Source organism: Sphingobium naphthae (assembly GCF_043589935.1).
Classification (GTDB): Bacteria; Pseudomonadota; Alphaproteobacteria; order Sphingomonadales; family Sphingomonadaceae; genus Sphingobium; species Sphingobium naphthae_A.
This window is the reverse complement of the sequence record NZ_CP171454.1, coordinates 245,838-271,111: the sequence shown is the minus strand read 5'-3', so window position 1 is coordinate 271,111 and position 25,274 is coordinate 245,838. Positions and strand designations below refer to the sequence as shown.

At 65.5% G+C, this 25,274-nt stretch carries 17 protein-coding genes and 3 tRNA genes; 9 read left to right on the top strand and 11 right to left on the bottom strand.

Annotated elements, in window-relative coordinates:
- Positions 1 to 48 precede the first annotated feature (48 nt).
- The 7 genes from ACGGKE_RS01295 to ACGGKE_RS01265 form a co-directional block, all read right to left on the bottom strand.
- Entirely contained in the window at positions 49 to 2,949 is a 2,901-nt protein-coding gene (locus tag ACGGKE_RS01295; protein WP_394439391.1) for a TonB-dependent receptor, read from the bottom strand.
- A gap of 129 nt (positions 2,950 to 3,078) precedes the next feature.
- Positions 3,079 to 4,554, bottom strand: a complete 1,476-nt coding sequence (locus tag ACGGKE_RS01290; RefSeq protein ID WP_394439389.1) for a mannitol dehydrogenase family protein — start codon at positions 4,552 to 4,554, stop codon at positions 3,079 to 3,081.
- Positions 4,551 to 5,969, bottom strand: coding sequence for a glucuronate isomerase (gene uxaC, locus ACGGKE_RS01285; protein ID WP_394439387.1), 1,419 nt, complete (start codon positions 5,967 to 5,969; stop codon positions 4,551 to 4,553). Before uxaC ends, ACGGKE_RS01290 begins: the two co-directional genes overlap by 4 nt.
- Positions 5,966 to 7,270: an MFS transporter gene (locus tag ACGGKE_RS01280; RefSeq protein WP_394439385.1), complete on the bottom strand. Its 1,305-nt coding sequence runs from the start codon at positions 7,268 to 7,270 to the stop codon at positions 5,966 to 5,968. Before ACGGKE_RS01280 ends, uxaC begins: the two co-directional genes overlap by 4 nt.
- 17 nt (positions 7,271 to 7,287) lie before the next feature.
- Positions 7,288 to 8,499 (bottom strand): D-mannonate dehydratase ManD, encoded by a 1,212-nt coding sequence (gene manD, locus ACGGKE_RS01275; protein ID WP_394439383.1) that lies wholly within the window; start codon positions 8,497 to 8,499, stop codon positions 7,288 to 7,290.
- A 13-nt stretch (positions 8,500 to 8,512) separates the two neighbouring features.
- Entirely contained in the window at positions 8,513 to 10,849 is a 2,337-nt protein-coding gene (locus ACGGKE_RS01270; protein WP_394441652.1) for a glycoside hydrolase family 3 N-terminal domain-containing protein, read from the bottom strand.
- Between the two features lie 35 nt (positions 10,850 to 10,884).
- Entirely contained in the window at positions 10,885 to 13,209 is a 2,325-nt protein-coding gene (locus tag ACGGKE_RS01265; RefSeq protein WP_394441649.1) for a glycoside hydrolase family 3 N-terminal domain-containing protein, read from the bottom strand.
- 226 nt (positions 13,210 to 13,435) lie between these two features.
- Between ACGGKE_RS01265 and ACGGKE_RS01260 the strand changes: the two genes are divergently transcribed.
- Both ACGGKE_RS01260 and ACGGKE_RS01255 read left to right on the top strand, forming a co-directional pair.
- Positions 13,436 to 15,547, top strand: coding sequence for an alpha-glucuronidase family glycosyl hydrolase (locus ACGGKE_RS01260; protein WP_394439381.1), 2,112 nt, complete (start codon positions 13,436 to 13,438; stop codon positions 15,545 to 15,547).
- Positions 15,548 to 15,619: 72 nt separating this feature from the next.
- The gene (locus ACGGKE_RS01255) at positions 15,620 to 16,696 is read left to right on the top strand and encodes a LacI family DNA-binding transcriptional regulator (RefSeq protein WP_394439379.1); all 1,077 of its coding nucleotides are present in this window, start codon (positions 15,620 to 15,622) and stop codon (positions 16,694 to 16,696) included.
- Positions 16,697 to 16,831: 135 nt separating this feature from the next.
- On the opposite strand, the gene ACGGKE_RS01250 is transcribed toward ACGGKE_RS01255, so the two are convergent.
- The 3 genes from ACGGKE_RS01250 to ACGGKE_RS01240 all read right to left on the bottom strand — a co-directional run bounded on the left by ACGGKE_RS01250 (position 16,832) and on the right by ACGGKE_RS01240 (position 17,560).
- A tRNA-Ala gene (locus tag ACGGKE_RS01250) sits at positions 16,832 to 16,907 on the bottom strand.
- 151 nt (positions 16,908 to 17,058) lie between these two features.
- A tRNA-Ala gene (locus tag ACGGKE_RS01245) sits at positions 17,059 to 17,134 on the bottom strand.
- A gap of 90 nt (positions 17,135 to 17,224) precedes the next feature.
- A complete protein-coding gene (locus ACGGKE_RS01240) occupies positions 17,225 to 17,560 on the bottom strand; it encodes a TIGR02300 family protein (RefSeq protein ID WP_228166243.1) in 336 nt (111 codons plus the stop codon).
- Between the two features lie 147 nt (positions 17,561 to 17,707).
- Between ACGGKE_RS01240 and aroA the strand changes: the two genes are divergently transcribed.
- The 7 genes from aroA (at position 17,708) to ACGGKE_RS01205 (ending at position 24,282) form a co-directional block, all read left to right on the top strand.
- The gene (aroA, locus tag ACGGKE_RS01235) at positions 17,708 to 19,048 is read left to right on the top strand and encodes a 3-phosphoshikimate 1-carboxyvinyltransferase (RefSeq protein ID WP_394439377.1); all 1,341 of its coding nucleotides are present in this window, start codon (positions 17,708 to 17,710) and stop codon (positions 19,046 to 19,048) included.
- A complete protein-coding gene (locus ACGGKE_RS01230) occupies positions 19,045 to 19,290 on the top strand; it encodes a hypothetical protein (protein ID WP_394439375.1) in 246 nt (81 codons plus the stop codon). The genes aroA and ACGGKE_RS01230 overlap by 4 nt, the downstream gene beginning before the upstream one ends.
- Complete coding sequence (cmk, locus tag ACGGKE_RS01225; protein ID WP_394439373.1) at positions 19,287 to 19,931, top strand: (d)CMP kinase; 645 nt, start codon at positions 19,287 to 19,289, stop codon at positions 19,929 to 19,931. The genes ACGGKE_RS01230 and cmk overlap by 4 nt, the downstream gene beginning before the upstream one ends.
- 158 nt (positions 19,932 to 20,089) lie before the next feature.
- Positions 20,090 to 21,802: a 30S ribosomal protein S1 gene (gene rpsA / locus ACGGKE_RS01220; RefSeq protein ID WP_394439371.1), complete on the top strand. Its 1,713-nt coding sequence runs from the start codon at positions 20,090 to 20,092 to the stop codon at positions 21,800 to 21,802.
- A gap of 161 nt (positions 21,803 to 21,963) precedes the next feature.
- On the top strand, positions 21,964 to 22,254 hold the full coding sequence (locus tag ACGGKE_RS01215; RefSeq protein WP_228166238.1) for an integration host factor subunit beta: 291 nt from the start codon (positions 21,964 to 21,966) through the stop codon (positions 22,252 to 22,254).
- A gap of 56 nt (positions 22,255 to 22,310) precedes the next feature.
- Positions 22,311 to 22,396 (top strand) — tRNA-Leu (locus tag ACGGKE_RS01210).
- A 101-nt stretch (positions 22,397 to 22,497) separates the two neighbouring features.
- Entirely contained in the window at positions 22,498 to 24,282 is a 1,785-nt protein-coding gene (locus ACGGKE_RS01205) for a cation:proton antiporter (protein ID WP_394439368.1), read from the top strand.
- A gap of 9 nt (positions 24,283 to 24,291) precedes the next feature.
- On the opposite strand, the gene ACGGKE_RS01200 is transcribed toward ACGGKE_RS01205, so the two are convergent.
- Positions 24,292 to 25,236, bottom strand: a complete 945-nt coding sequence (locus tag ACGGKE_RS01200; RefSeq protein ID WP_394439366.1) for a glutaminase — start codon at positions 25,234 to 25,236, stop codon at positions 24,292 to 24,294.
- Between the last annotated feature and the right edge of the window lie 38 nt (positions 25,237 to 25,274).

The following is a 25,274-nucleotide window of genomic DNA, read 5'->3' as shown; positions in this document are numbered from 1 at the left end:
AAAGGGCCGGCATTGCGGCCGGCCCTGTCAGTTTTCCCTTGGGGAGGATCAGAAATTGGCCCGGATGCCGGCCAGGATGGTGCGGCCGGGATAATAGACCGAATAGGGGGCATTATCATATTCGAACAGCGTGCGGATCGGCTCGTTGGTCAGGTTGAGCGCATCCAGCGTCAGGCGCACGCCATCGTTGAGGAAGGGCAGCTGATAGCCGGCCGACAGGTCGAGCTGGCCCCGCGCCTTCGACCGCAGCGATGCGTTCTGGATGCCGTTCTGCGGCCGGTTGACCGCGATCGCATCGTCATTCCACACATAGTTCAGGCTGACCGACAGGCGGTCGTCTTCATAGAAGCCCTGAAGATTGTAGGAATATTTCGACACGCCCGTCGCCACCAGGCCAGACGAGGACGACTGGTCCAGATAGGTGCCGTTGGCCGAGAAGCCGAGGCCCTTCATCAGGAAGTCGAGCGGCTGGACCCAGGTGATTTCCAGACCCTTGATCTTCAGGTCCGACAGGTTGATCGGGCGGTTCACAGTGATCGGCAGCTGATCCACCGGGATTCCGGTCTGTAGAGACCGATCATTCAGCGCATTCTGCTGCGTCGGGATCAGGCTCGAGAACGGGATGTTCAGCGATCCGAAGGTGACTTCCTGCGACGTGGTGACGGTGAAGCCCTGGATATTCTTCATGAACAGCGACAGCCCGACATAGCCGATCCCGCCCGTATAGATTTCGCCGCCCAGGTCATAATTGTCCGACGTATAGGGCTTCAGGTCCGGATTGCCCGCGCTCGCCACAAGCGCCGAGGGATCGGAGAAAGTAATCCCCGGCAGAATGGCGCCAGCATCCGGCCGCGTCATCGTCCGCGACGCCGATGCGCGCAGCTTGATATTGTCCGCGACGTCGTAGGTCAGGTTGATCGACGGCAGGAAATTCTCGTAGGTGGACTGCGATGTGATGTCGATGATCTCCGTGCCGATCTGGCTCGGGCCAACCACTTCCTGGCGCGTGCGGGCATAGCGCATGCCCGTGTTGATATGCAGGTCGCGTCCCGCGATCGTGGTGACGCCGTTCAGTTCGAAATAGGCGCCCCATACTTCCTCGTCCATGTCACCGGTCGCGCCGCCCGTTACCGCGCCGCGCGCTTCGGGCGCGCTGTCGCGATAGCTTTCATAGTCGGTCGCATCCCGCAGCGCGCCGAAATCCGGCATGATGTAGCGCGTGAAGCCGATGTTGCCGCTCGCCAGGTGGCCGAAATTCTTGACCGATCCGGGCATCAGATATTGCGGGATCGCGCTGGTCGGGATCGACCCGGTGTCGCCGGTGCAGCCCGTGCCGCAGACCGACAGTTGGTAGGCCGGGCTGTTGTCATAGGCGCGGATGGTGCGCTGGGCCCGGTCATAGGCGGCGCCCACCTTCACGTTGAAGACGTCGTCGCCATAGGTGACGTCCAGATGGGCGCCCTTGGTCTCGGTCGTGCGACGCACGAGCGCGACATTCTGGCGGTACCATTCCCACAGGCCGTTATTGGGATCGTTGAGGTCGATATTCGTCGTGATCGACGGATAATCGCCCTGGCCCGTATTGTCATAATAGACATCGACGCCGGATTGAGGCGCGGTCTGGAACACCCAGCTCGGCTGTTCGCGGAAGAAGCGGCTCTTGGAATAGTTGGCGCTCAGATCGACCTTCAGCACATCGCTCGGCTGCCAGCTCAGGCTCGGGTTGATGTTCCAGAACTTGGTCGTCTGTTTGAACTGGCTCGCTTCCATGAAGAAGGAGCTGTTGGCGAAGGTGCCGCTGGTGACGACACCATTGTCGTCGACGGTCAGGTCGATCGGGATCATGCCCCCGGTGGACTGAGCGCTGGTACCGGGCCCGGAATTGCGCACCTGCCAGTTCATGATCAGGCGATCATAGTTGCGCTTCGACTTGGCCCAGATACCGTCCAGGGCGAAATGCAACTCGTCGCTCGGCCGCCATTCCAGCGACGCCAGTGCGGAGATGCGTGAACGATCCCCCTGCGTCAAAGCCTGACGGCCCAGGCGCGGGATGAGCGCGGTGCTGAGCTGGTCGCGCGTCAGGCCCGATGTGGCGACCACGTCGACCGGCTGGCCTGCGACCAGGCCATGGCCGGCATTATTGGGCACGATCGAGGCATAGCTGAAATTATTGCCGCCCGGATCGCCCGTGCCCAGATTGCCGTCGCTATAGCCCAGCGACTCGAAGCCATCGACGCGCGTCTTGGTCTTAACGCCAGCCACGCCAAGCAAAATGCCGAACGTGTCGGTGGTGTGGCTCGCGACGATCGCGCCGCGCGGGCTGATCTTGTCGTTGCTGTCGGTATATTGGCCCTGCGCGACGACCGTGACATGCGTGCCCGGCTTGTCGAACGGGCGCGCGTTGCGCAGATTGACCGTGCCGGCGATGCCGCCTTCCAGCGTGGAGGGCGACGGGCTCTTTGCCAGGTCGAGCCGGGTAAAGAGTTCCGACGGGAAGAAGTCCAGGTCGACTTCGCGATTGGCGCTGCCGCCATTGGTGCCGCCGTCGGACGCGACCTGCAGCTGCGATCCGTTCAGCAGCACGCGGGTGAAGCTCGGCCCCAGACCGCGGATCGCGACCTGCGTGCCTTCGCCATTGATGTCGCGGTTCAGGCGCACGCCGGGCATGCGGTTGAGCGTTTCGGCAAGGTTGGTCGCGGGCAGCTTGCCGATATCCTCGGCAAAGATGGAATCGCCGAACGCCACGGCATTCTTCTTGGCGTTCGTCGCGCTTTGCAGCGACCCGCGGATGCCGGTCACGACGATGTCGGCGACTTCATCCTGCGGCGCGGCGGCCGAGGTCTGCGGCGCAGCGTCCTGCTGCGCGAATGCGGTCTGCGCGCTCGCCAGCGATCCGATCGCCGAAGCGGCGAACAGGGCCGCGCGAATATGACGATGATGTGAAGACATGAACAATCCCCTCTCCTGAGCGCCGCCCCCGACTCTCCGGTGGGCTTGGCTGGTAGCGCTATCACTAGCCATTTCAATAAACCGCGCGGCGCGAATGTCAAGACATTGCAACCGCGCGGCTGGTAACGCTTATAACCTGCTCTCGGCCAAATCCATAAGCGCCGCCAGCGCTCCCCGAGACTCCAGCACTGCGAGCCAGCGCGTGAGCGCGTCTCGCAACGCGCCTTGCCCCGCCAGCGCCGGCGGCACGACCGGCTCGAACGCCAGCATCGCGTCGACTCGCGCTGGCGCGCTGTGCGCGCTGGCCAGCGCCGCCGCGATCTGCGGCGCCAGCGGATCGTCGACCTGATGCGCCAGTGCCTGATCGTCGCGCCCCGCCTGCCAGCGGATCCAGGCCGCCACCGCCAGCGACAGCGCGTCGATCCCCTGCCCCGCCTCCAACCGCGCCGCGATCGTCGCCAGCAATCGTTGCGGCAGCTTCTGCGAACCATCCATCGCTATCTGTCGGGTTCGGTGTCGCAATGTCGGATTGTCGAACCGCGCCATCAGGTCGCGGCGATAGGCGGCGACGTCCAGTTCGGCCGGCGGCGACAGGGTCGTCTCCGCCTCGTCCCACAGCCTGTCGACAAAGCGCCGCGCCTCCGGCAGCACCAACACTTCATCCACATGGTCGATCCCCGCCAGACCGCCCAGATAGGCGATCCCGCTATGCGCGCCATTGAGCAGCCGCAGCTTCGCCTCTTCCCAGGGGGCGACGGCGGCGGTGAGCTGAACCCCCGAGCCGAAGTCGGGCCGCGGCCCGCAAAACTGATCCTCGATCACCCATTGCAGGAAAGGCTCGGTCTTGACCATCGCCTGGTCCTCGACGCCCAGCAGAGCGCCGAGCGCCGCCACATCCTCCGCCGTCGTCGCCGGCACGATCCGGTCAACCATCGTTTCCGGGAAGGTGCCCCGCGCCCCGATCCATTCGGCCAGCGCCGGATCATGCCGCTGCGCCAGCGCCAGCACCGCGCCCCGCAGCCGCCGGCCATTATGCGGCAGATTGTCGCAGCTTATCGCCGTGAACGGCGGCAGCCCGGCGGCGCGCCGCCGCGCCAGCGCCGCCACCAGATAACCCGGGGCGGTCTGCGGCCTCTCCAGCGATGTCAGATCGGCGGCCAATTGCGGATCGCTTTCGTTGAGCGCGCCCGTCGCCGGGTCGAGCTTATAGCCCTTCTCGGTCACGGTCAGCGTGACGATATGCGTGTCCGGCGACGCCAGCGCCGCCAGCAGCGCTTCGGGCTCCTCCGGCGCCACGATCACCTGCTGCACCGCGCCGATCACCTGCGCCTGATCGGCCACGCCATCGCGCACCAGCATCGTATAGAGCCCATCCTGCGGCGCCATCTGGTCGCGCACGCCGGGCGATCGCAACGACGCGGCGACGATGCCCCAGCGCAGGTCGCCCGCATTCAGCGCCTGCTCGAACACCACCGCCTGATGCGCCCGGTGGAAGGCGCCGATGCCCAGATGCACGACGCCGCAGCGCACCGCCCCGCGGTCATAGCGCGGCCGCGCGACATCGGCCGGCAGCGTCGCCAGCGTGGCGGACGACAGGCGGCTCACAGCTTGTAGGCCACCTTGGCCAGATCATAGGCCAGCGCGCGCGCCACCTCGAACGCCTCATCCTCCTCCAGCCGATGTTCGGCGACAAGTTGCGCCAGCCAGCCGCAATCCATCCGCCGCGCGACATCGTGCCGCGCCGGGATCGACAGGAAGGCGCGGGTATCGTCGTTGAAGCCGACCGTATTGTAGAAACCCGCGGTTTCCGTGGCCCGCTCGCGAAAGCGCCGCATCCCTTCGGGACTGTCATGGAACCACCAAGGCGGCCCCAGCCGCAGCACCGAATAATGGCCGGCCAGCGGAGCCAGTTCGCGCGAATAGACATCCTCGTCCAGCGTGAAGAGGATCAGCGTCAGGCGCGGATCATTGCCATAAAGGTCGAGCAAGGGCTTGAGCGCCGCCACGAACTCGCCGGCGGTCGGTATGTCCGCGCCCTTGTCCTTGCCGAAACGCGCGCGCACCGCGTCATTATGATTGCGATGGACGCCAGGATGCAGCTGCATCACCATGCCGTCCTCGATCGACATGCGCGCCATCTGCACCAGCATATGGCCGCGGAACAGTTCCGCCTCTTGCGCGCTGACCGGGCCGCTCGTCACCCTGGCATAGAGCGCCTCGGCCTCGTCCGGCGACAGATTGGCGGTGAAGGCGCTTGGGTGGCCATGATCGGTCGATGTCGCGCCCGCGGCGCGAAAATCGGCGCGGCGCTTTTCATGCGCGCGCAGATAGCCGGCATAGCTCGCATCCTCGCCTGCCATGGCGCAGAAACGCTGCACATTGTCGATGAACTTGGGATCGTCGGGGTCCAGCACCGGGTCGGGGCGATAGGCGGTCACAACCTTGCCGCTCCAGCCGGACTCGCGGATCGCCCGATGATGGTCCAGCGGATCGAGCGGCCCCTCGGTCGTCGCGATCACCTCGATATTGTAGCGTTCGAACAGCGCGCGCGGGCGGAAGGCGTCGGTCTTCAGTGCAGCGTCGATCACGTCATAATAATGGTCGGCGGTCGCCGCCTCCAGCCGCACCTCGATGCCGAACGCCTCGGCAAAGACCCAGTCCAGCCACATGCGCGACGGCGTGCCGCGGAACAGGTGATAGCGTTCGGCAAAGCGCCGCCAGATCGCGCGCGGATCGTCTGCGGTGGCGCTGCCGTCGATTGTCGGGACGCCCAGTTCGTCCAGCCGCACACCCTGACTGTAGAGCATGCGGAACACATAATGATCGGGCACGATCAGCAGCTCCGCCGGATTGGCGAAGGGCTGATCATAGGCGAACCAGCGCGGATCGGTATGGCCGTGCGGGCTGACGATCGGCAGGTCCTTGACCGTGGCGTAGAGCCGGCGGGCGATGTCGCGCGTCGCGGGCTCTGACGGAAAAAGGCGATCGGGATGGAGACGCAGGGCTTTGGTCAAGATCATGCTCCTTGGTCGGCTGTGCCAGCGCTGGCAACGACCTGATAGCGCGGAATGATAAGATGAATAGTCAAAAGTGCGACCAGGTAGGCGCAGGAGGCGACGGCGAAGATCGGGCCGTAGCTGCCGATCGTCTCCAGGATCACGCCGGCGAACTTGGCCATCAGCATGCCGCCGATCGCGCCCGCAAGGCCACCCAGCCCCACCACTGATCCCGCCATCCAGCGCGGGAAGACATCGCCCGACAGGGCGTAGAGATTGGCGGAGAAGCCCTGATGCCCCGCGCAGGCCAGGCCGATCAGCGCCACCGCCACCCACATGGACGGCGCATGAGTCGCAAAGGCGATCGGCACGGCGCACAAGGCGGCCAGGAACATGGCCGATTTGCGCGCACGATTGACGCTCCAGCCGCGCCCCATGAAGCGCGAGGACGCCCAGCCGCCGGCCACCGAACCCACGTCCGCCAGCAGATAGACGGCGATCAGCGGCGGGCCGAAGTCCAGCATCTTGACGCCATATTGCTTGTTGAAGAAATCGGGCAGCCAGAAGAGGAAGGTCCACCACACCGGATCGATCAGGAAACGGCCGCTCATATAGGCCCAGGTCTGGCGGTGGCGGAACAGCGTCGCCCACCGCACCGGCCTCTGTTCCTCGACGGGATCGGTTTCGATCCAGGCCAGTTCTTCCGCCGACAGCCCCTTCTTCTCGCGCGGGCGGCGGTAGAAGCCGAGCCACGCCGCCAGCCACACCACCGTCAGCAGTCCGGTCAGGATGAAGGCCCAGCGCCAGCCCAGCGTCACCGCTATGATCGGCACCACCAGCGGCGTCAGGATCGCGCCGACATTGGACCCGGCGTTGAAGATGCCGATCGCCAGGGCGCGTTCCTTCTTGGGGAACCATTCATTGGTGGCGGCGATCGCAGCGGGAAATGTCCCCGCCTCGCCGATGGCCAGCGGAATGCGCGCCAGCAGCATCCCGGCGGTCGAGGTGAAGAAGATGTGCGCGACATGGCCGACGGTCCACAACGACACGGCAAGCGCATAGCCGGCCCGTGCCCCGATCTTGTCGATCAATCGGCCAAACGCGACATAGGCGATGCCATAGCCCGCCTGGAACCAGATGGCGAGGTCGGCATAGCCGCTCTCGCTCCAACCATAGCGCGCCTGCAGGTCCGGCTTGAGCGTCGGCAGCACCAGCCGGTCGATATAGCTCAGCACCACCGCCGCGAAGAGGAGGCCGCATACGATCCAGCGCACCTTTCCAGACGGCTTGGGGCCAAGCAGTTTTGGCCCGGGCGGCTTGTTCATCGCCTCTGCCATCCTCGTCACCAATTAAACATGGTGCCGTCTTCCAGCCGGTTCACCGGCAGGAAGGCGCGCTTATATTCATATTTCGCGGCCAGCTCCTCGTCGATGTCGATCCCCAGCCCCGGCTTGTCGCCCGGGTGCATCATGCCGTCCGCGAAGCTGTAGGCATGGGGAAAGACCGCGTCGGTCTCCTCGGTGTGGCGCATATATTCCTGGATGCCGAAATTGGGGACGCTGAGGTCGAAATGCAGCGCGGCGGCCATGCACACCGGCGACAGGTCGGTCGCGCCATGGCAGCCGGTGCGGACCTGATACAGGTCCGCCAGCGCCGCGATCCGGCGCAGATGCGTGATGCCGCCGGCATGGACGACAGTGGCGCGGATATAATCGATCAGTTGGTTCTGAATCAGGTCCTTGGCGTCCCAGATCGAATTGAAAATCTCGCCCACCGCCAGCGGCGCCGTCGTATGCTGGCGGATCAGGCGGAACGCTTCCTGATTTTCCGCCGGCGTCGCATCCTCCAGCCAGAAGGGTCGATAGGGCTCCAGATCCTTGCCCAGCCGCCCCGCCTCAATCGGCGTCAGGCGATGATGGATGTCGTGCAGCAGATGCACGTCCCAGCCCAGCGCCTCGCGCGCCGCCTTGAACAGCTCCGGCACCACGCGCAGATATTTGGACGTGTTCCAGACATTCTCCGTCGGCAGGTCGGCGTCGGCGGGCTCGTAGAAATATTTGTCCTTGGAGACGCCATAGGTGCTGGCCATGCCCGGCACGCCGCATTGCAGGCGGATCGCCTTATAGCCTTGCGCCTGATATTCCAGCGCGACCTTCACCGTATCCTCGATGCTGGTGCCGTTGGCATGGCCATAGACCATCACGCCCTCGCGGCTGGCGCCGCCCAGCAGCTGATAGACCGGCAGCCCCGCGATCTTGCCCTTGATGTCCCACAGCGCCATGTCGACCGCGGCGATCGCGGTCATGGTGACAGGCCCGCGCCGCCAATAGGCGCCCTTGTAGAGATATTGCCAGACATCCTCGATCCGGTGCGCGTCGCGGCCGATCAGGCAGGGGACGACATGGTCGGTCAGGTAGCTGGCCACCGCCAGCTCGCGTCCGTTGAGCGTGGCGTCGCCCAGCCCGTAAACGCCCTCGTCGGTGATGATCTTGAGCGTGACGAAATTGCGGCCGGGGCAGGTGACGATGACCTTGGTGTCAATGATCTTAGGCATATAGGCGTCCTGTTCAGATGATTTCGAGCGTAATTGTCTGGAGGTTCTCGCTGTCCGGGCCGACCATGATGTCGAACAGGCCGGGCTCGACCACTTCCTCCATGTCGAGGTTCCAGAGCGCGAAGGCATCGGGCTTGAGCGCGATCCGCACCGTCCGCGCTTCGCCCGGCGCCAGGGTGATGCGCTCGAACCCCTTCAATTCCTTGATCGGTCGGGTAACGCTGGCGGTCTGGTCGCGGACATAGAGCTGGATGACCTCGTCGCCCGCCCTGTCCCCGGCGTTGCGCACGTCGACTTCAACAGTGACGGCCCCACCCACGCCGATGCGTTGCGAGGAAAGTCGTGGCTTTCCAATATCGAACCGCGTGTAGCTCAGGCCATATCCAAAGGGGAAGAGCGGGGAAATCTCCTCGAACACATAGCCGCGCCGGGCGCTCGGCTTGCGATTGTAGAAGACCGGCACCTGCCCCGCATCGCGCGCCACGGTGACCGGCATCTTCGCGCCGGGATTAACGTCGCCGAACAGGATGTCGGCCATCGCCGTGCCGCCTTCCTGCCCCGGATACCAGCATTCCAGCAGCGCGTTGCAGCCCTCGACGACCGCCGGGTAGCTGGGCGGACGGCCATTGATGGCGCACACCACCACGGGCTTGCCGGTCGCCTTCATGGCGGCGAACAGGTCATTCTGCTCGCCGACCAGATCCAGGCTGGTGCGGTCCCCCAGATGGTTCTTGGCGAAACCCTCGCGGCTGGTCTGCTCGGTATCGCCGATCGCCAGCAGGATGATGTCGGCATCCTTCGCGAGCGCGACCGCCTCGGCGATCAGCTGGCGGTTCTTCGCCGGATCGGCCAGGAATACCTCGTCCACCGAGCGGTCCTCGCTCTGGGTGATGAAGACGCCCTGGGCATGGACCACCTCTGCCTTGCCGGCCAGCTTCGCCTTCACGCCGTCCAGCAGCGATACCGCCTGGCGCGGAATGGACGAATAGCCGCCCAGCCGCGCGATCGCGGCATTGGGCCCGATGACCGCGACGCGCCGGTGCGCCCCGGCGGCCAGCGGCAAGGTCCCGTCATTCTTCAGCAGCGCGATCGATCGATGCGCGGCCTTCAGTGCCAGCGCGCGCGCCTCCTCATTGCCGGTCACCGCATCCCAGTCCCGCCGCGGCCAAGGATTTTCGAACAGGCCCGCCCGGAACTTGAGCGTCAGCATCCGGGCGCAGGCGACATCGACCGCCTCGGCCGGCACCTTGCCCGCCCGCACCTGATCGACCAGCGTGCGATAGGCGATGCCGTCGGGCAGCTCGCAATCGACCCCGGCGCGCAATGCGGCCCGCGCCGTCGCTTCCAGGTCGGGCTGGACATGGTGGATGGTGTCGAGTTCGGGGACCGCGCCATAATCGCTCACCACCGCGCCGTCGAAATGCCATTCGCCGCGCAAAATGTCGCCCAGCAGCCATACATTCTGATGGCTCGGCACCCCGTCTATCTCATTATAGCTGGGCATGACGGCGGCGATGCCGGTGCGCTTGACCACCGCGCGGAAGGGCGGGAAGAAATTCTCGCGCAGCTCCCGCTCGCTGATTGGCGCGGGCGCGATATTCTCGCCGCTCTGCGGCTGGCCATGGCCGGTCATGTGCTTGAGCGTCGCCATCACCTTGTCGGGGCCGATCTGCCTGCTCTCGCCCTGCAGGCCCAGCACCGCCGCGACGCCCATTTCGCCGCACAGATAGGGATCCTCGCCGAACGTCTCCTCGATCCGGCCCCAGCGCGGATCGCGGGCGATGTCCACCACTGGCGACAGCGCCAGATGCACGCCCCGCGCCCGCACCTCGCGGGCGATTACCGACTGCACCTCGCGCATCAGGTCGCGATCGAAACTGCCGGCCATGCCAATCGCCATCGGGAACATGGTGGCGTCGGTCGCCATATAGCCGTGCAGCGACTCTTCGTGGAACAGCACCGGAATGCCGAGCCGCGTCTCCTCCACCGCCCATTTCTGCACCGCCTCGATGAAGGCGACGGTGTCCCTGGGCGTGCGCCAGCGCGCGCCGACCCCGCCCGCCTGCGTCGATCCATTTGGCGCGCCGCGCCGGTCGGACGGCCGCGTGATCTGACCAAAACCCTGCGGATAGGCCGCGCTCGCCTTGGCGGGCGAGAAGGTCAGATCGTCCATGATCTCCGCCTTGGTCGCCCATAGCGCGATGATCTGCCCGACCTTCTCCTCCAGCGTCATGCGCCCCAGCAGATCGCGCACGCGCAGGTCGATGGGCGCGCTCGCATCCTTGTAGAGCGGGCCGCCTTTCTTCGCCGCCACCGCTGGGGCAGCCGCGAGCAGCGACGTCGACGCCATCAGCCCCAGCGCCTGCCGACGCGCGAAACCGGCGCTCACGGCGTCACCGTCAGCGTCGTCGACTGAAGCGCGACCGAACTGTTTCCGGTCATGATCTCGAACGCGCCCGGTTCGACGACATGATGCATGCTATCATTCCACATCTTCAGGCTTTCGGAATCGATGGTGAAGCGGACCGTCCGCACTTCACCCGGTTTGAGAGTGACGCGCTGGAAGCCCTTCAATTCCTTGATCGGGCGAGTCACCGAACTCACCTTGTCGTGGATGTAGAGCTGGACCACCTCGTCGCCTTCCCGCGCGCCCGTGTTGCGGACGTCGACGGCGACGGTCGTGGTGCCGCCGGTGCCGATGCTGGCTTGTGACAGGCGCGGCGGCGACAGGGCGAAGCTGGTGTAGCTGAGGCCGAAGCCGAAGGGATAAAGCGGATCGGTCGTGTCGAACAGATAGCCCCGCCGCGCGCTCGGCTTCACATTGTAGAAGGACGGCAACTGCCCCGCCGATCGCGGCACCGTCACGGGCAGCTTGCCGCCCGGATTGACGTCGCCGAACAGAATGTCGGCCACGGCATGGCCGCCCTGCTCGCCCAGATACCAGCCTTCCAGCAGGGCGTTCGCCTGCTCGCTGATCTTCACCGTCGACGCCGGTCGGCCGTTGATCAGCACCACCGTGATCGGCTTGCCCAGCGCCTTCAGGGCATCGAACAAGTCCTGCTGCTCGCCGACCAGGTCCAGGCTCGGCCGGTCGCCCAGATGAGTGGGACCCCAGCCTTCGCGGCTCGACTGCTCGGTGTCGCCCAGCGTCAGGATGATGCGGTCCACGCCCTTCGCTGCCTCCACCGCCTGCGCGATCAGCCGGCGATTTTCGGCGGGATCGGCCTTTTCGACCTTGTCCGCCCACCAGTCGTCATCCTGCGTGATCTTCACGCCCTGTGCGAACACGATGGTCGCTCGGTCGCCGACCTTCGCCTTGATGCCCTCCAATATGGAGACCGCGTGCGGCGGTTGGCCATAATAGCCGCCCAGCCGCGCCACGGCCGCGCTCGGCCCGATGACCGCGATCGACCCTGTTGGCTTCAGCGGCAGCATCCCGTCATTCTTCAGCAGCGTGATCGATCGCTGCGCCGCCGTGCGCGCCAGCGCCCGCGCCTCGCTGTTGTTGGTGATCGCCTCCGCCTGCGCCGCATCGGCATAGGGATGTTCGAACAGCCCGGCGCGGAACTTCAGTTCCAGCATCCGGCGCACCGCCTTGTCGACCTGCGCCTCGCTGACCTTGCCCGCGCGCACCTGCGCGCCCAGCGTGGCGTAGGACAGCCCGTCGGGCAGGTCCGCGTCGACGCCCGCGTCCAGCGCGCGCCGGGCCGCTTCCTCCAGGCTGCCGGCGACATGATGGAGGCTCATCAACTGGTCGACACCCGAATAGTCCGACACCACCGCACCGCGGAATCCCCATTCCCCGCGCAGCACATCGCCCAGCAGCCAGCGGTTCATGTGGCTCGGCACGCCGTCAATCTCGTTATAGCTCGCCATCACCGCATTGATGCCGGTGCGCTTCACCACCTGCTCGAAAGGCGGGAAGAAATTCTCGCGCAGTTCGCGCTCCGACACCGGGGCCGGCCCCACATTGGTGCCGCTTTCGGGCTGGCCATGGCCGGTCAGATGCTTGAGCGTCGCGAACACCTTGCCGGGACGCAGATCGCGCGCCCGGCCGGCCCCCTGCAGCCCCTCGACCGCAGCGACACCCATCTCGCCGACCAGATAGGGATCCTCGCCATAGGTTTCCTCGATCCGACCCCAGCGCGGGTCGCGCGCAATGTCGACCACGGGAGACAGCACCATCGGCACGCCGCGCGCGCGGATCTCGCGAGCGATCACGCTGTTCACCTGCCGCACCAGCGCCGGGTCCCAGGAAGACGCCAGCGCGATCGACTGCGGAAAGCTGGTCGCGCCCACCGCCGCATAGCCGTGGAGCCCTTCTTCATGAAACAGGATCGGGATGCCCAGACGAGTCTGCGTCATCGCCCATTTCTGCAGCGCATTGACCAGCGCAACGGTCTGGCGCGGATCGCGCCCTCGCGCCACGCGCGGGCTGACCGCGCCTCTTGCGTCGGAGGGCCGAGTGAAATGCCCCAGGCCATGAGGGTAGCGCGCCGCCAGCTTCGCCACATCAAGTTGCAGCCGATCGTCGAAAATCTGGACCTTGCTTTCCCACACGGTGGTGATCTGCGCGATCTTCTCATCCAGCGTCATGCGCGCGATCAGGTCGTCGACGCGTGCCTCCACCGGCGCGGAGGCATCCTTGTAGAGCGGCCGCTGATCCTGCGTCGCGCGGGCTGGCTCCATGGGCGCGAACGGCGTCGCCATCCCGATCGCCAGCAAGGATGCAGCGCCCAAAATCTTGCAGCTACGGATCACCTGGCCCCTCTCCCCTTTTTCTCGCCCGACGCGCTTTTCGCTTGCGACGCGTCAGCTGATAACGCTACCATCGCGGCACAGACCGGGCTTGTCAATGCCGTTCCTGTCGGGGACAAGCCAAAGGACAAGGGGAGAGGGAAGAGTGATAGCGCGTCTGTTCTGCTATATGATGGCCATGGCCACGATGATGCTGGCGCTCCCCGCCCGGGCGGAGGATGGCTATGATCTCTGGCTTCGCTACGCGCCGGCGGATCAGGCCCGCGCCGCAGACATCAGCGCGCATGCGCGCGCCATCGCCTCAAAAACGAGCAGCCCGACGTTGCGCGCCGCTTCGCAGGAATTGCGGCGCGCCATCAAGCGCATGACCGGAACCGCGCCTGCCATGGCCGCGACCCCGACCGCTGGCGCGCTCTGGCTGGCGACACCCGACACAGCCCCCGACCTGCCTGTATCGTTGAAGGCGCTCGGCCCGGAAGGCTATGCCATTCGATCCATCGACCAAGGTGGGCAGCCCGTGACGCTGATCGCCGCCAACAGCGACATCGGGGTGCTGCACGGCGCCTTTCATTGGCTGCGCCTCGCCCAGACCGGGGCTGCGCTCGACCGGCTCGACATTCGCAGCGCGCCGCGCGTCGGCCTGCGCCTGCTCAACCATTGGGACAATCTGAATGGCACGGTGGAGCGCGGCTATGCCGGCATGTCGATCTGGGACTGGTGGCGCCTGCCCGATTATAAGGGGCCCCGCTACACCGATTATGCCCGCGCCAACGCCTCGATCGGGATCAACGGCACCGTCCTCAACAATGTGAATGCCAAGGCCGACAGCCTGACCGCACCCTATATCGCCAAGGCGGCCGCGCTGGCTGACATTTTCCGGCCCTACGGCATCCGCGTCTATCTGTCGGTCAAATGGACCGCGCCGATGGAGCTTAACGGCCTCAAGACCGCCGATCCGCTCGACCCGCAGGTCGCCGCCTGGTGGAAGGCGAAGGCGGATGAAATCTACCGCGCCATTCCCGATTTCGGCGGCTTCCTGGTCAAGGCGAACAGCGAAGGCCAGCCAGGCCCGCAGGATTATGACCGCACCCATGCCGATGGGGCCAACATGCTCGCCGCCGCGGTCAGGCCCCATGGCGGCATCGTCATGTGGCGCGCCTTCGTCTACGCCCATGACAATCCCGACGATCGCGCCAAACAGGCCTATGCCGACTTCAAGCCGCTGGACGGCCAGTTCGCCGACAATGTGCTGGTGCAGGTCAAGAATGGCGCGATCGACTTCCAGCCGCGCGAACCCTTCCACCCCCTCTTCGGCGCCATGCCGAAAACGCCGCTGATGATGGAGTTCCAGATCACCAAGGAATATCTGGGCCAATCGACGCATCTCACCTATCTCGGCCCCCTGTTCGAGGAAACGCTCAACGCCGACACCTATGCGAAAGGCAAGGGCTCGACTGTCGCCAAGGTGGTCGACGGATCGCTCGATGGCCATCGCCTGACCGGCATTGCGGGCGTCGCCAATATCGGCGTTGATCGCGACTGGAGCGGCTCCATTTTCAATCAGGCCGACTGGTATGCCTTTGGCCGCCTCGCCTGGGATCCCGACCTGGCGGCCGAGTCGATCGCGCGCGAATGGGCGGCGATGACCTTCTCGCCCGACTCCCGCCTGGTGCAGCCGGTGGTCGCGATGATGATGGGATCGCGCGAAGCCGCGGTCGATTACATGACCCCGCTCGGCCTTGCCCATGTCATGGGCACGGGCCACCATTATGGTCCCGCGCCCTGGGTATCGGACCTGGCGCGCCCGGAATGGAACCCGGTCTATTATCACAAGGCCGATGCCCGCGGCATCGGTTTCGACCGCACCAAAAGCGGCAGCAACGCCATCGCCCAATATGCGCCCGCTCTCGCGCGCCGGCTCGCCGACTCTGCCACCACGCCCGAAAGCGAGCTGCTCTGGTTCCACCATCTCCCCTGGGATTATCGCCTGAAATCGGGCGAGACGCTCTGGAACGGCCTCGTCCACCGCTATGACCGCGGCGTCGCCTATGTCGCCGACATGCAGCGGACCTGGAACAGCCTGCGCCCGCTCGTCGATCCGGAACGCTTCGCCCAGACGCAGGCTTTCCTCGCTATCCAGCATCGCGAGGCGCAATGGTGGCGCGACGCGAGCATCGCCTATTTCCAGTCGATCAATCACCTGCCCTTGCCCACCGGCGCCGCGCCGCCCGCGCACGATCTTGACTGGTACAAGGCGCAAAGCTTCCCCTACGCGCCGGGCCACAACTGATTTTTCGCTTCTATTCCTCGGGTGGTTGTCGTTACCAAGGCGTGACATGAAGTTTCCGGAAAGCCGCCGCCTTTGACCGACGCCCGAGCCCCCCGCCGCCAGCGCAACGCGCCCACCATCACCGACGTCGCGCGCCAGGCCGGCGTCTCGCCGATGACCGTGTCGCGCGTCATCAATGGCGAACAGGTGGTGCGGCCGGAAACGAGGGCGAAGGTCGAGGCCGCGATCGCGGCGCTCAACTATGCCCCCAGCGCCGCCGCGCGCACGCTGGCGGGCGGCGATGAAACCCGCATCGGCCTGCTCTACTCGAACCCCTCCTCCTCCTATCTCAGCGAATTTCTCGTCGGCAGCCTCGACCAGGCCAGCCGCAGCGGCGTCGACCTGGTGGTGGAGAAATGGGACGAGGAAACATCCATCGCCTCCGTCGTCGCGCATCTGGAGCGCGGCCGCATCAATGGCGTCATCCTGCCCCCGCCGCTCTGCGACCATGCGGACATGGTGCAGGCGCTCGACCAGGCGGGCATTCCGGCCGTGGCCGTGGCGACCGGTCGCGCGCCCTCGCAGCTCGCCGCCGTCAGCATCGACGATCGCCAGGCCGCCTATGAAATGACGCGCCACCTGATCGCGCTCGGCCATGCGCGCATCGGCTTCATCAAGGGCAATCCCAATCAGAGCGCCAGCGCCCGCCGTTTCGAAGGCTATGTCCAGGCGTTGGGCGAGGCCGGGCTGGCGGTGGAGGACGAACTCATCGCCCAGGGCTATTTCACTTATCGCTCCGGCCTGGACGCCGCCGAATCCATCCTGTCGCTGATCGACCCGCCGACCGCCATCTTCGCCAGCAATGACGACATGGCCGCCGCCACGGTGGCGATCGCGCATCGCACGGGCCTGGACGTTCCGGGCGATCTCACCGTCTGCGGCTTTGACGATACCTCGCTCGCCACCACCATCTGGCCCGAACTCACGACCATTCGCCAGCCGATCAGCGCGATGGCCCGCGCCGCCGTCGAAGTGCTGGTGCGCCAGCTCAAGACTCGCCGCACCCGCAGCGCCGACGCCGCCGAGCATCTGGTCCTGGACCACGCCCTCATCCGCCGCCAGTCCGACGCCGCCCCACGATCCCGCCCCCGGCACCGCACCGCGCCCTGATCGGCGTTCAAGGCCTGCGGTCGGCGCTCAGATGGCGCGTCAAGGCTATCACTCAGCCTTGAGCGCCGACGCTCCCGACAACAGGAGACGCTCCGCATGGAGAAGCTTCGAAATGGATGTGTCTCTAGAAAATAATGGTGGAGCCTAGCGGGATCGAACCGCTGACCTCCTGCATGCCATGCAGGCGCTCTCCCAGCTGAGCTAAGGCCCCATCCGATGCAGCGGTCGCCGCAGTCCCAGGGTCAGGCCATGTCCGGCGTCAACCGTCGGCCGATATATCGGTGCAACCCGGATCACATCCGCCCTACGCTGTCGCTTAGGGAGTTTTGCCGGTGAATGTCCCTTGGACTTACCGGCAAAACTGGTGGAGCCTAGCGGGATCGAACCGCTGACCTCCTGCATGCCATGCAGGCGCTCTCCCAGCTGAGCTAAGGCCCCGTCACCAGACCGAAGCGCCGTTTGGGTCCAGCGCTTCGGAGGTCGCTGCCTCTAGGGTCGTCCGACCCTATTGGCAAGCGGATTTTTCACTTAATTGTCGTCGTCGCCGTCGTCATTGCCGGCGTCGACGCCCAGGTCATCATCACCGCCCAGATCGACGTCATTATCCGGCGAATCGCCATCATCATCGACATCGATATCCAGATCCAGATCGTCGTCCGCCGCCTCGGTCTCGCCATCGGCGGTTTCCACCATCTTCTTGGGCGCTTCCTCATAAGGCAGCGGCTGCTTCGACTTCAGCACCGGTTCCGGTTCCCAGGCGGTGTTGCAGTTGATGCAGACAACCGGATCGTCCTTGCCCAGGTCATAGAAGCGAGTCGCGCATTTCGGGCAGGTCCGCTTCGTGCCCCATTCAGCCTTCACCATGTCCGGCCTGTTCCTTCTTCGATGCTCAAACAGAAATCATGCGGCGTGACAGCCAAGTCGCCCGCGAAACGTGGCGCGCCTTGCCATAGGCAAACCGCGCTGTCAAAAGCCCCACGCATTTTTTCGGTTCCATGACAAGGGGCATCCGTGACCCAGCCTGATGATCAACCCACCCCCACGACCTTCCGCGCTGCGCCGGCGCTGGCGGGCAGCGTCACCGTGCCCGGCGACAAGAGCATCTCCCACCGATCGTTGATGCTCTCGGCGCTGGCGGTGGGGGAAAGCCGGGTGGAAGGCCTGCTGGAGGGCGAGGATGTGCTCGCCACCGCGGCCGCGATGCGGGCAATGGGCGCGCAGATCGATCGCGACGCCGAAGGCATCTGGCATGTTCATGGCGTGGGCGTGGGCGGGCTGCTCCAGCCGGAGACGGCGCTGGACATGGGCAATAGCGGCACATCAACCCGCCTGCTGATGGGGCTGCTGGCCAGCCACGACCTGACCGCTACCTTCACGGGCGACGCAAGCCTCAGCAAGCGGCCCATGGCCCGGGTGACGGAGCCGCTGAGCCGCATGGGCGCCAGCTTCACGACCAGCCCGGGCGAGCGGCTGCCGCTCACCATGCGGGGCGCCTGCCCGGCCGTGCCGCTCGACTATCGCCTGCCGGTCGCATCGGCTCAGGTCAAATCCGCGATCCTGCTCGCCGGCCTCAATGCGCCGGGCATCACGCGCGTCGTCGAGCCCGTGCCCACGCGCGATCATAGCGAGCGGATGCTGCGGGGCTTCGGCGCGGATCTCAGCGTGGAAACCCAGCCCGACGGCACGCGCATCATCACGCTAGTCGGCGAAGCGGAACTCAAGCCGCAGCAGATCATCGTGCCGGGCGACCCCTCCTCCGCCGCTTTCCCGATGGTCGCCGCGCTGCTGGTGCCGGGATCACGTGTGACCATCGGCAATGTCGGCCTCAATGCGACCCGCGCCGGGTTGATCGACTTGCTGCGCGAGATGGGCGGGTCGATCGAGATCGTGAACGCCCGCGAGGTCGGCGGCGAGCCGGTGGGCGACCTGATCGTCAGCGCTTCGGCGCTCACAGGCGTCGAGCCTGATCCCGCCCGCGCGCCCAGCATGATCGATGAATATCCGGTCGCCTTCATTGCCGCCGCCCTCGCGCAAGGACGCAGCATCTTCCGCGGCCTGGAGGAGTTGCGGGTCAAGGAGTCGGACCGGATCACGACGATGACCAATGGCTTGCGAGCGATCGGCGTCACCGTCGAGGAACTGGACGATGGCATCATCATCGAAGGAAGCGGCGGCGCGCCGCTGACGGGCGGCGGTCCGATTGCGACGAAGCTCGACCACCGCATCGCGATGAGCTTCGCCGTCGCCGGCCTCGTGTCGCGCGAGGGCGTCACGATCGACGACATGCGCCCGGTGGCCACCAGCTTCCCGACCTTCGTGCCGCTGCTGCGCGATATTGGCGGGGTGCAATGATGTTCGATATGGCCAATGTCATCGGACTGATCGGCAGCGGGATCATGGTGGTCGCCTATGCGTACAGCAATATGGCCACTCGACTGAATTTCGTTCTGTTCAACCTGCTGAACCTCGTGGGATCGCTGTTCCTTATCTGGTCGCTCACGGTGCATTACAACATGGCGTCCATGGCGCTTGAAATTGTCTGGGCCGCCATCGCGCTGCTCGGCCTGTTCAAATCCCGGAGGACAAAATCATGATCATCGCCGTCGACGGGCCTGCCGCATCCGGCAAGGGCACCATCGCCAAGGCATTGGGGCGGCATTACGGCCTGCCCGTGCTCGACACCGGCCTGCTCTATCGCGCGGTCGGTCTGTCCGTGCTCAAGGCGGGCGGCGATCCGGACCATGAAGCGGACGCGCTCGCCGCCTGTCGCTTCGACGACGCGATCTTGGGCGACACGGCGCTGCGGAGCGAAGCCGTGGGCTCGCTGGCGTCGCGCGTCTCCGTCCATCAGGTCGTGCGCGACGCGCTGGTCCAGCGGCAGCGCGACTTTGCGACGCAGCCGGGCGGCGCCATTCTCGACGGGCGCGACATCGGCACGGTCATCGCGCCCGATGCCGACGCGAAAATATTCGTGACCGCCAGCGTCCATGTCCGCGCCGACCGCAGGTACAAGGATGCGCTCGCCCATGGCGGCCATCCCGACATGGACAGCCTGATCGCCGACATCCAGGCGCGCGACACGCGTGACATGAGTCGCGACCATGCCCCGCTGAAGCTGGCCGAGGGTGCGGACTTGCTCGACACGTCGGATTTGACTATAGAGAGCGCCGTCCAGCGAGCGATCGCGCTTGTGGACGCTCAGCTTGAAGGTCGCTCCTCCGGAGTGACTCGATAAGGCGCGCGGATAGTCCGGGCGCCCTTTTCGCTTTTCTCGCCTGCGCGTTCCTCGCCTCCGTTGCTGGATACTCTGCGGGTATTCGGCCCGTCGAGTGGTTTGGCCAAAGACCATCGGACACAACCGGTTGGCCAGCAATGACGAGTGAAGGACTAACCATGGCCTCTGTGGCATTCCCCTCGCGCGACGATTTCGCCGCGCTTCTCAATGATTCCCTCGGTGGCGAGGACGGCGGCTTCGAAGGCCGCGTCGTCAAGGGCACCGTTACCGCCATCGAAAACGACCTCGCCGTCATCGACGTCGGCCTGAAGTCGGAAGGCCGCGTGCCGCTGCGCGAATTCGCGATGCCGGGCCAGAAGGCTGATCTCAAGGTCGGTGACGAAGTCGAAGTCTATGTCGACCGCGTCGAAAACGCCCATGGCGAAGCCATGCTGTCGCGCGACCGCGCCCGCCGCGAAGCGGCCTGGGACAAGCTGGAAGCCGAATTCACCGAAAGCGCGCGCGTCGAAGGCGTCATCTTCGGTCGCGTCAAGGGCGGCTTCACCGTCGACCTCGACGGCGCCGTCGCATTCCTGCCCGGCAGCCAGGTCGACATCCGCCCCGTGCGCGACGTCACCCCGCTGATGGACATTCCGCAGCCCTTCCAGATCCTGAAGATGGATCGCCGCCGCGGCAACATCGTCGTGTCGCGCCGCGCCATCCTGGAAGAAACCCGCGCCGAACAGCGCAGCGGCCTCATCCAGACGCTGGCCGAAGGCCAGATCATCGAAGGCGTCGTCAAGAACATCACCGACTATGGTGCGTTCGTTGACCTGGGCGGCATCGACGGCCTGCTGCACGTCACCGACCTGTCGTACAAGCGGATCAACCACCCCAACGAGATGATCAACATCGGCGACACCGTCCGTGTCCAGATCATCCGCATCAACCGCGACACGCAGCGCATTTCGCTCGGCATGAAGCAGCTGGAAAGCGATCCGTGGGAAGGCGCCAGCGCCAAGTATCCGGTCGGCGCCAAGCTGTCGGGCCGCGTCACGAACATCACCGAATATGGTGCGTTCGTCGAGCTGGAGCCGGGCATCGAAGGTCTGGTCCACGTCAGCGAAATGTCCTGGACCAAGAAGAACGTCCACCCCGGCAAGATCGTCTCGACCAGCCAGGAAGTCGACGTCATCGTTCTGGAAGTCGATCCTGAAAAGCGCCGCATCAGCCTCGGCCTCAAGCAGGCCCAGTCCAACCCCTGGGACAGCTTCGCCGAGCGTCATCCCGTTGGTTCGACCGTCGAGGGCGAAGTCAAGAATGCGACCGAGTTCGGCCTGTTCATCGGGCTGGACGGCGACGTGGACGGCATGGTCCACATGTCGGACATCGCCTGGGGCATTTCGGGCGAAGACGCGCTGGCGCTGCACCGCAAGGGCGAGACGGTTCAGGCCGTCGTTCTCGACATCGACGTCGAGAAGGAGCGCATCAGCCTGGGCATGAAGCAGCTTGAACGTGGTGGTCCGGCTGCTGGCGGCACCACTGCTGCTGCCGCTGGCCTCAACAAGAACGCGATCGTCACCGTGACCGTTCTGGAAGTCCGCGACGGCGGTCTGGAAGTCCAGGCCGGCGAAGACGGCGCCACCGGCTTCATCAAGCGCAGCGATCTGGGCCGCGACCGCGACGAACAGCGTCCGGAGCGCTTCCAGATCGGCCAGAAGTTCGACGCCATGGTCACCGGTTTCGACCGCGCCAAGAAGCCGACCTTCTCGGTCAAGGCGATGCAGATCGCCGAAGAGAAGCAGGCTGTGGCACAATATGGCTCGTCCGACAGCGGCGCGTCGCTGGGCGACATCCTGGGCGAAGCGCTCAAGGCCAAGAACGAAGGCTGATCCCTTCAGAAGACTTTGGCGAAAGGCCCGTCGGACCCCTGGTTCGGCGGGCCTTTCCCGTTCTGACACAGGCGAAACGATCCTGCGGCTGCCGATTGTCAACGCGTTACAAAAACAGTATGAAATAGGCAGGGGAACAGCAGAGAGGCGCTGGAGAACCAATGATCCGATCGGAATTGATCCAGAAACTGGCCGAAGAAAATCCGGGGCTGACCGTGCCGGAGGTCGAGCGGATCGTCGACCTGTTCTTCAAGGAGATTGTCGATCGGCTTGCGTCGGGCGGTCGCGTCGAATTGCGTGGCTTCGGCGCCTTCACGACGCGCGCACGCGATGCGCGGACGGGGCGCAATCCGCGTACCGGCGAACAAGTGCCGGTGTCGGCCAAGCGCGTCCCCTATTTCAAGCCGGGCAAGGAAATGCGCGAGCGGTTGAACAGCGGCAGCGAGGCCTGACTGTTCTCACGCCTGTCGCTTGACCTGATCGCCGCGCGGGCTATGGCCGGTACAGCGCGGACGTGGCGAAATCGGTAGACGCAGCGGACTTAAAATCCGCCTTCCCCTGGAATTGCGGGTTCAAGTCCCGCCGTCCGCACCAGCAGTAGACGGGCCTCCGCCTCCCCAGCCGCGCCACATCCAATTGCGCTTTTTTCCATTTCGATACTGGCCTTTCACAGCGCCAGCCGCGATGATGGCGGCATGACAGGCGCAATCGATCCCGACAGCTTCAGTGACTCCCTGGTAATTTTGGGGGCTGCAGGCCTTGTCATTCCCGGTTTCGCCCGCTTCCGGATCAGCCCGGTCATCGGCTTCATCCTGGTGGGGCTCGCGGTCGGGCCCGCGGGCCTCGGCTCCCTGGTCGATCGGTATCCCTGGCTCTATCATGTCACCATATCGGACCGCGCGGCGATCGAGCCTTTTGCGGGCTTGGGCATCATCCTGCTGCTCTTCTCCATCGGACTTGAGCTCAGTATCAAGCGCTTGTGGTCGATGCGCACCCAGGTGTTCGGGGTAGGTGCCGCCGAACTGATCGGCAGCGGCCTGCTCATCGCGTCGGGCCTGTATCTGCTGGGTCAGCCCGCGGCCGGCGCGATTGGCCTGGGTCTGGCGCTCGCCCTATCCTCTACAGCTGTGGTGCTGCCGATGGTCGGCACGCAAAGCGCCGTGGGCCGCGCCGCTTTCTCGATGCTCCTGTTCGAAGACCTGGCGCTCGTCCCCATCATCTTCATGCTGGGGGCGCTGGCGCCCTCAGTGACGAGCGGCCCCGACGAGGCTTGGGGCGAACTGGCCGGCACCTTGCTCAAGGGCGGCATTACCGTCGGCGTCATGCTGATCATGGGCCGGATCACCCTGCCCCATATTTTCAGCCAGGCCGCGCGCACCAAGAGCCCGGAAGTGTTTCTGGCCGCCAGCCTGCTGGTCGTCATCATCTCCAGCATGGCGACGTCTATCGCCGGCCTGTCGCCGATAGTGGGCGCTCTGGTCGCGGGCCTGCTGATCGCCGAAACAGACTATCATGGCGAGGTCGAGGTTATCACCGCGCCGTTCAAGGGATTGGCCCTGGGCGTCTTCCTGATCACCGTGGGCATGAGTCTGGACCTGCGCGTCATCCTCGCCAATTGGCCCAGCCTGATGCTTGCCGTGGTCGGCGTCGTCTTGTGCAAGACGCTCGTGACCGCCGGGCTGCTCTACTTCTCCGGGGCGCGCAAAGGCGTGGCGTTGGAGGTCGGCGTGCTGATGTCCAGCCCGTCGGAAACAACGCTCATTGTGCTCTCCGCGGCAGCGACGGCGCAGCTCATCCTGCCCTCTACCGCCGCCTTCTGGCAGATCGTCACCGCCATCGGCCTCACCATCACGCCACTGCTCGCGCGGATCGGCCATGACATCGCCCGCCGACTGGAAATGGCGCTGGGCGAAGAGCGAGTCGAAACCGAACAGGAACAGACCGAAGCCGCCGCGGTCGTGATCGGCTTTGGACGGGTCGGGCGGATGGTGTGCGACCTTTTGCGCACGCACAGCCAGCGTTTCATCGTGGTGGAGTCCGATCCTGATGTGGTCGCGGAAGCCAGGCGGGCAGGCTATCCCATCCTGTTCGGAGACGTGGCGCGCACCGAAATGCTCGACCGGCTGCGCCTGGGCCATGCTCGCGCGCTCATTCTGACGATGGACGATCCCGTGCTGTCGGTGCGGGTCACGCAGCGCGTGCGCGGATGGGTGCCCGACCTGCCCATCATCGCCCGCGCGCGCGACACCGATCATGCGGCGCAACTCTACAAGGCCGGCGCGAGCGACGCCGTGCCGGAAACGCTGGAAAGCTCGCTGCAGCTGGCGGAAACCGCGCTGGTGGATTTGGGCGTGGCCATGGGGCCAGTGATCGCGTCGATCCACCAGACTCGCGAGGACTTGCGTGAGGGCATCAAGGACGCCGCACAGATGCAGACCGCGCCCAAGCTGCGCCGGCTCCGCGCCGACGAAGTGGGCTAGGCCCGCCGCTCATGAACCGGCCGGGGCTGGGCTGAAGATCGACCAGCCGGTGTGGCGCGCCAATTCCTCCAGCGCCAATGTCCCGAGATGGCTGTTGCCGCTGGCGTTGAGACCGGGAGACCACACCGCGATGGACGCGCGGCCCGGCACGATCGCCAGAATGCCGCCGCCCACGCCCGACTTGCCAGGCATGCCGACGCGAAAGGCGAAGTCGCCGGACGCGTCATAATGGCCGCAGGTCAGCATCAACGCGTTGATGCGGCGCGCCCGGCTTGGCGACACGACCCGTCCGCCGTCGGGGTGCCGCCCGTCCAGCATCAGATAGCGCCCGGCCAGCGCCAGTTGCCGACAGTTCATCTCGATCGCGCATTGGTGGAAATAGGCGCCAAGCACCAGGTCGACCGGATGACGGACATTGTCGAAGGCGCGCATATAATTGGCGAGCGCCATGTTGCGGAAGCCCGAGGCTGTTTCCGACGCCGCAACCGCCTCGTTGATGGCGATGTCCTCGTCTCCCGCCAGATAACGCAGGAAGCGCAGCATCTCGCCGATGGCGACACGGGGCTGATGTCCGCCCAGATTGATGTCGGTGACGACGATCGCCCCGGCATTGATGAAGGGATTGCGGGGGATGCCATGTTCATGTTCCAGCTGAACGATGGAGTTGAAGGCGGTGCCCGAAGGCTCCCGCCCGACCCGCTCCCATAGCTGGTCGCCGACCTTTCCGAGCGCCAGCGTGAGCGCAAACACCTTCGAAATCGACTGGATCGAAAAGCCGACTGCGCAGTCGCCGCCGGTGATCATGTCACCATTGGCGGTCGCAATCGCGATACCGAACTGGCCGGGATCAACCTTTGCCAGTTCGGGAATATAGCTGGCGACGCGGCCCCGGTCGTCGGCGCTGCCGATCGTGGCGGCAATGTCGCTCACTATGATCTCCAGATTCGCTGCCATGCCGCTCCCGTTTCGTCCTGCCCTGCCTCGCAAGGACC

Coding starts and splice junctions, on each gene's coding strand:
- ACGGKE_RS01295 (WP_394439391.1), bottom strand. CDS start 2,949: ATGTCTTCACATCATCGTCATATTCGCGCGGCCCTGTTCGCCGCTTCG.
- uxaC (WP_394439387.1), bottom strand. CDS start 5,969: ATGATCTTGACCAAAGCCCTGCGTCTCCATCCCGATCGCCTTTTTCCG.
- ACGGKE_RS01280 (WP_394439385.1), bottom strand. CDS start 7,270: ATGAACAAGCCGCCCGGGCCAAAACTGCTTGGCCCCAAGCCGTCTGGA.
- manD (WP_394439383.1), bottom strand. CDS start 8,499: ATGCCTAAGATCATTGACACCAAGGTCATCGTCACCTGCCCCGGCCGC.
- ACGGKE_RS01270 (WP_394441652.1), bottom strand. CDS start 10,849: ATGGCGTCGACGTCGCTGCTCGCGGCTGCCCCAGCGGTGGCGGCGAAG.
- ACGGKE_RS01265 (WP_394441649.1), bottom strand. CDS start 13,209: ATGGCGACGCCGTTCGCGCCCATGGAGCCAGCCCGCGCGACGCAGGAT.
- ACGGKE_RS01260 (WP_394439381.1), top strand. CDS start 13,436: ATGGCCACGATGATGCTGGCGCTCCCCGCCCGGGCGGAGGATGGCTAT.
- ACGGKE_RS01240 (WP_228166243.1), bottom strand. CDS start 17,560: ATGGTGAAGGCTGAATGGGGCACGAAGCGGACCTGCCCGAAATGCGCG.
- ACGGKE_RS01230 (WP_394439375.1), top strand. CDS start 19,045: ATGATGTTCGATATGGCCAATGTCATCGGACTGATCGGCAGCGGGATC.
- cmk (WP_394439373.1), top strand. CDS start 19,287: ATGATCATCGCCGTCGACGGGCCTGCCGCATCCGGCAAGGGCACCATC.
- rpsA (WP_394439371.1), top strand. CDS start 20,090: ATGGCCTCTGTGGCATTCCCCTCGCGCGACGATTTCGCCGCGCTTCTC.
- ACGGKE_RS01215 (WP_228166238.1), top strand. CDS start 21,964: ATGATCCGATCGGAATTGATCCAGAAACTGGCCGAAGAAAATCCGGGG.
- ACGGKE_RS01205 (WP_394439368.1), top strand. CDS start 22,498: ATGACAGGCGCAATCGATCCCGACAGCTTCAGTGACTCCCTGGTAATT.
- ACGGKE_RS01200 (WP_394439366.1), bottom strand. CDS start 25,236: ATGGCAGCGAATCTGGAGATCATAGTGAGCGACATTGCCGCCACGATC.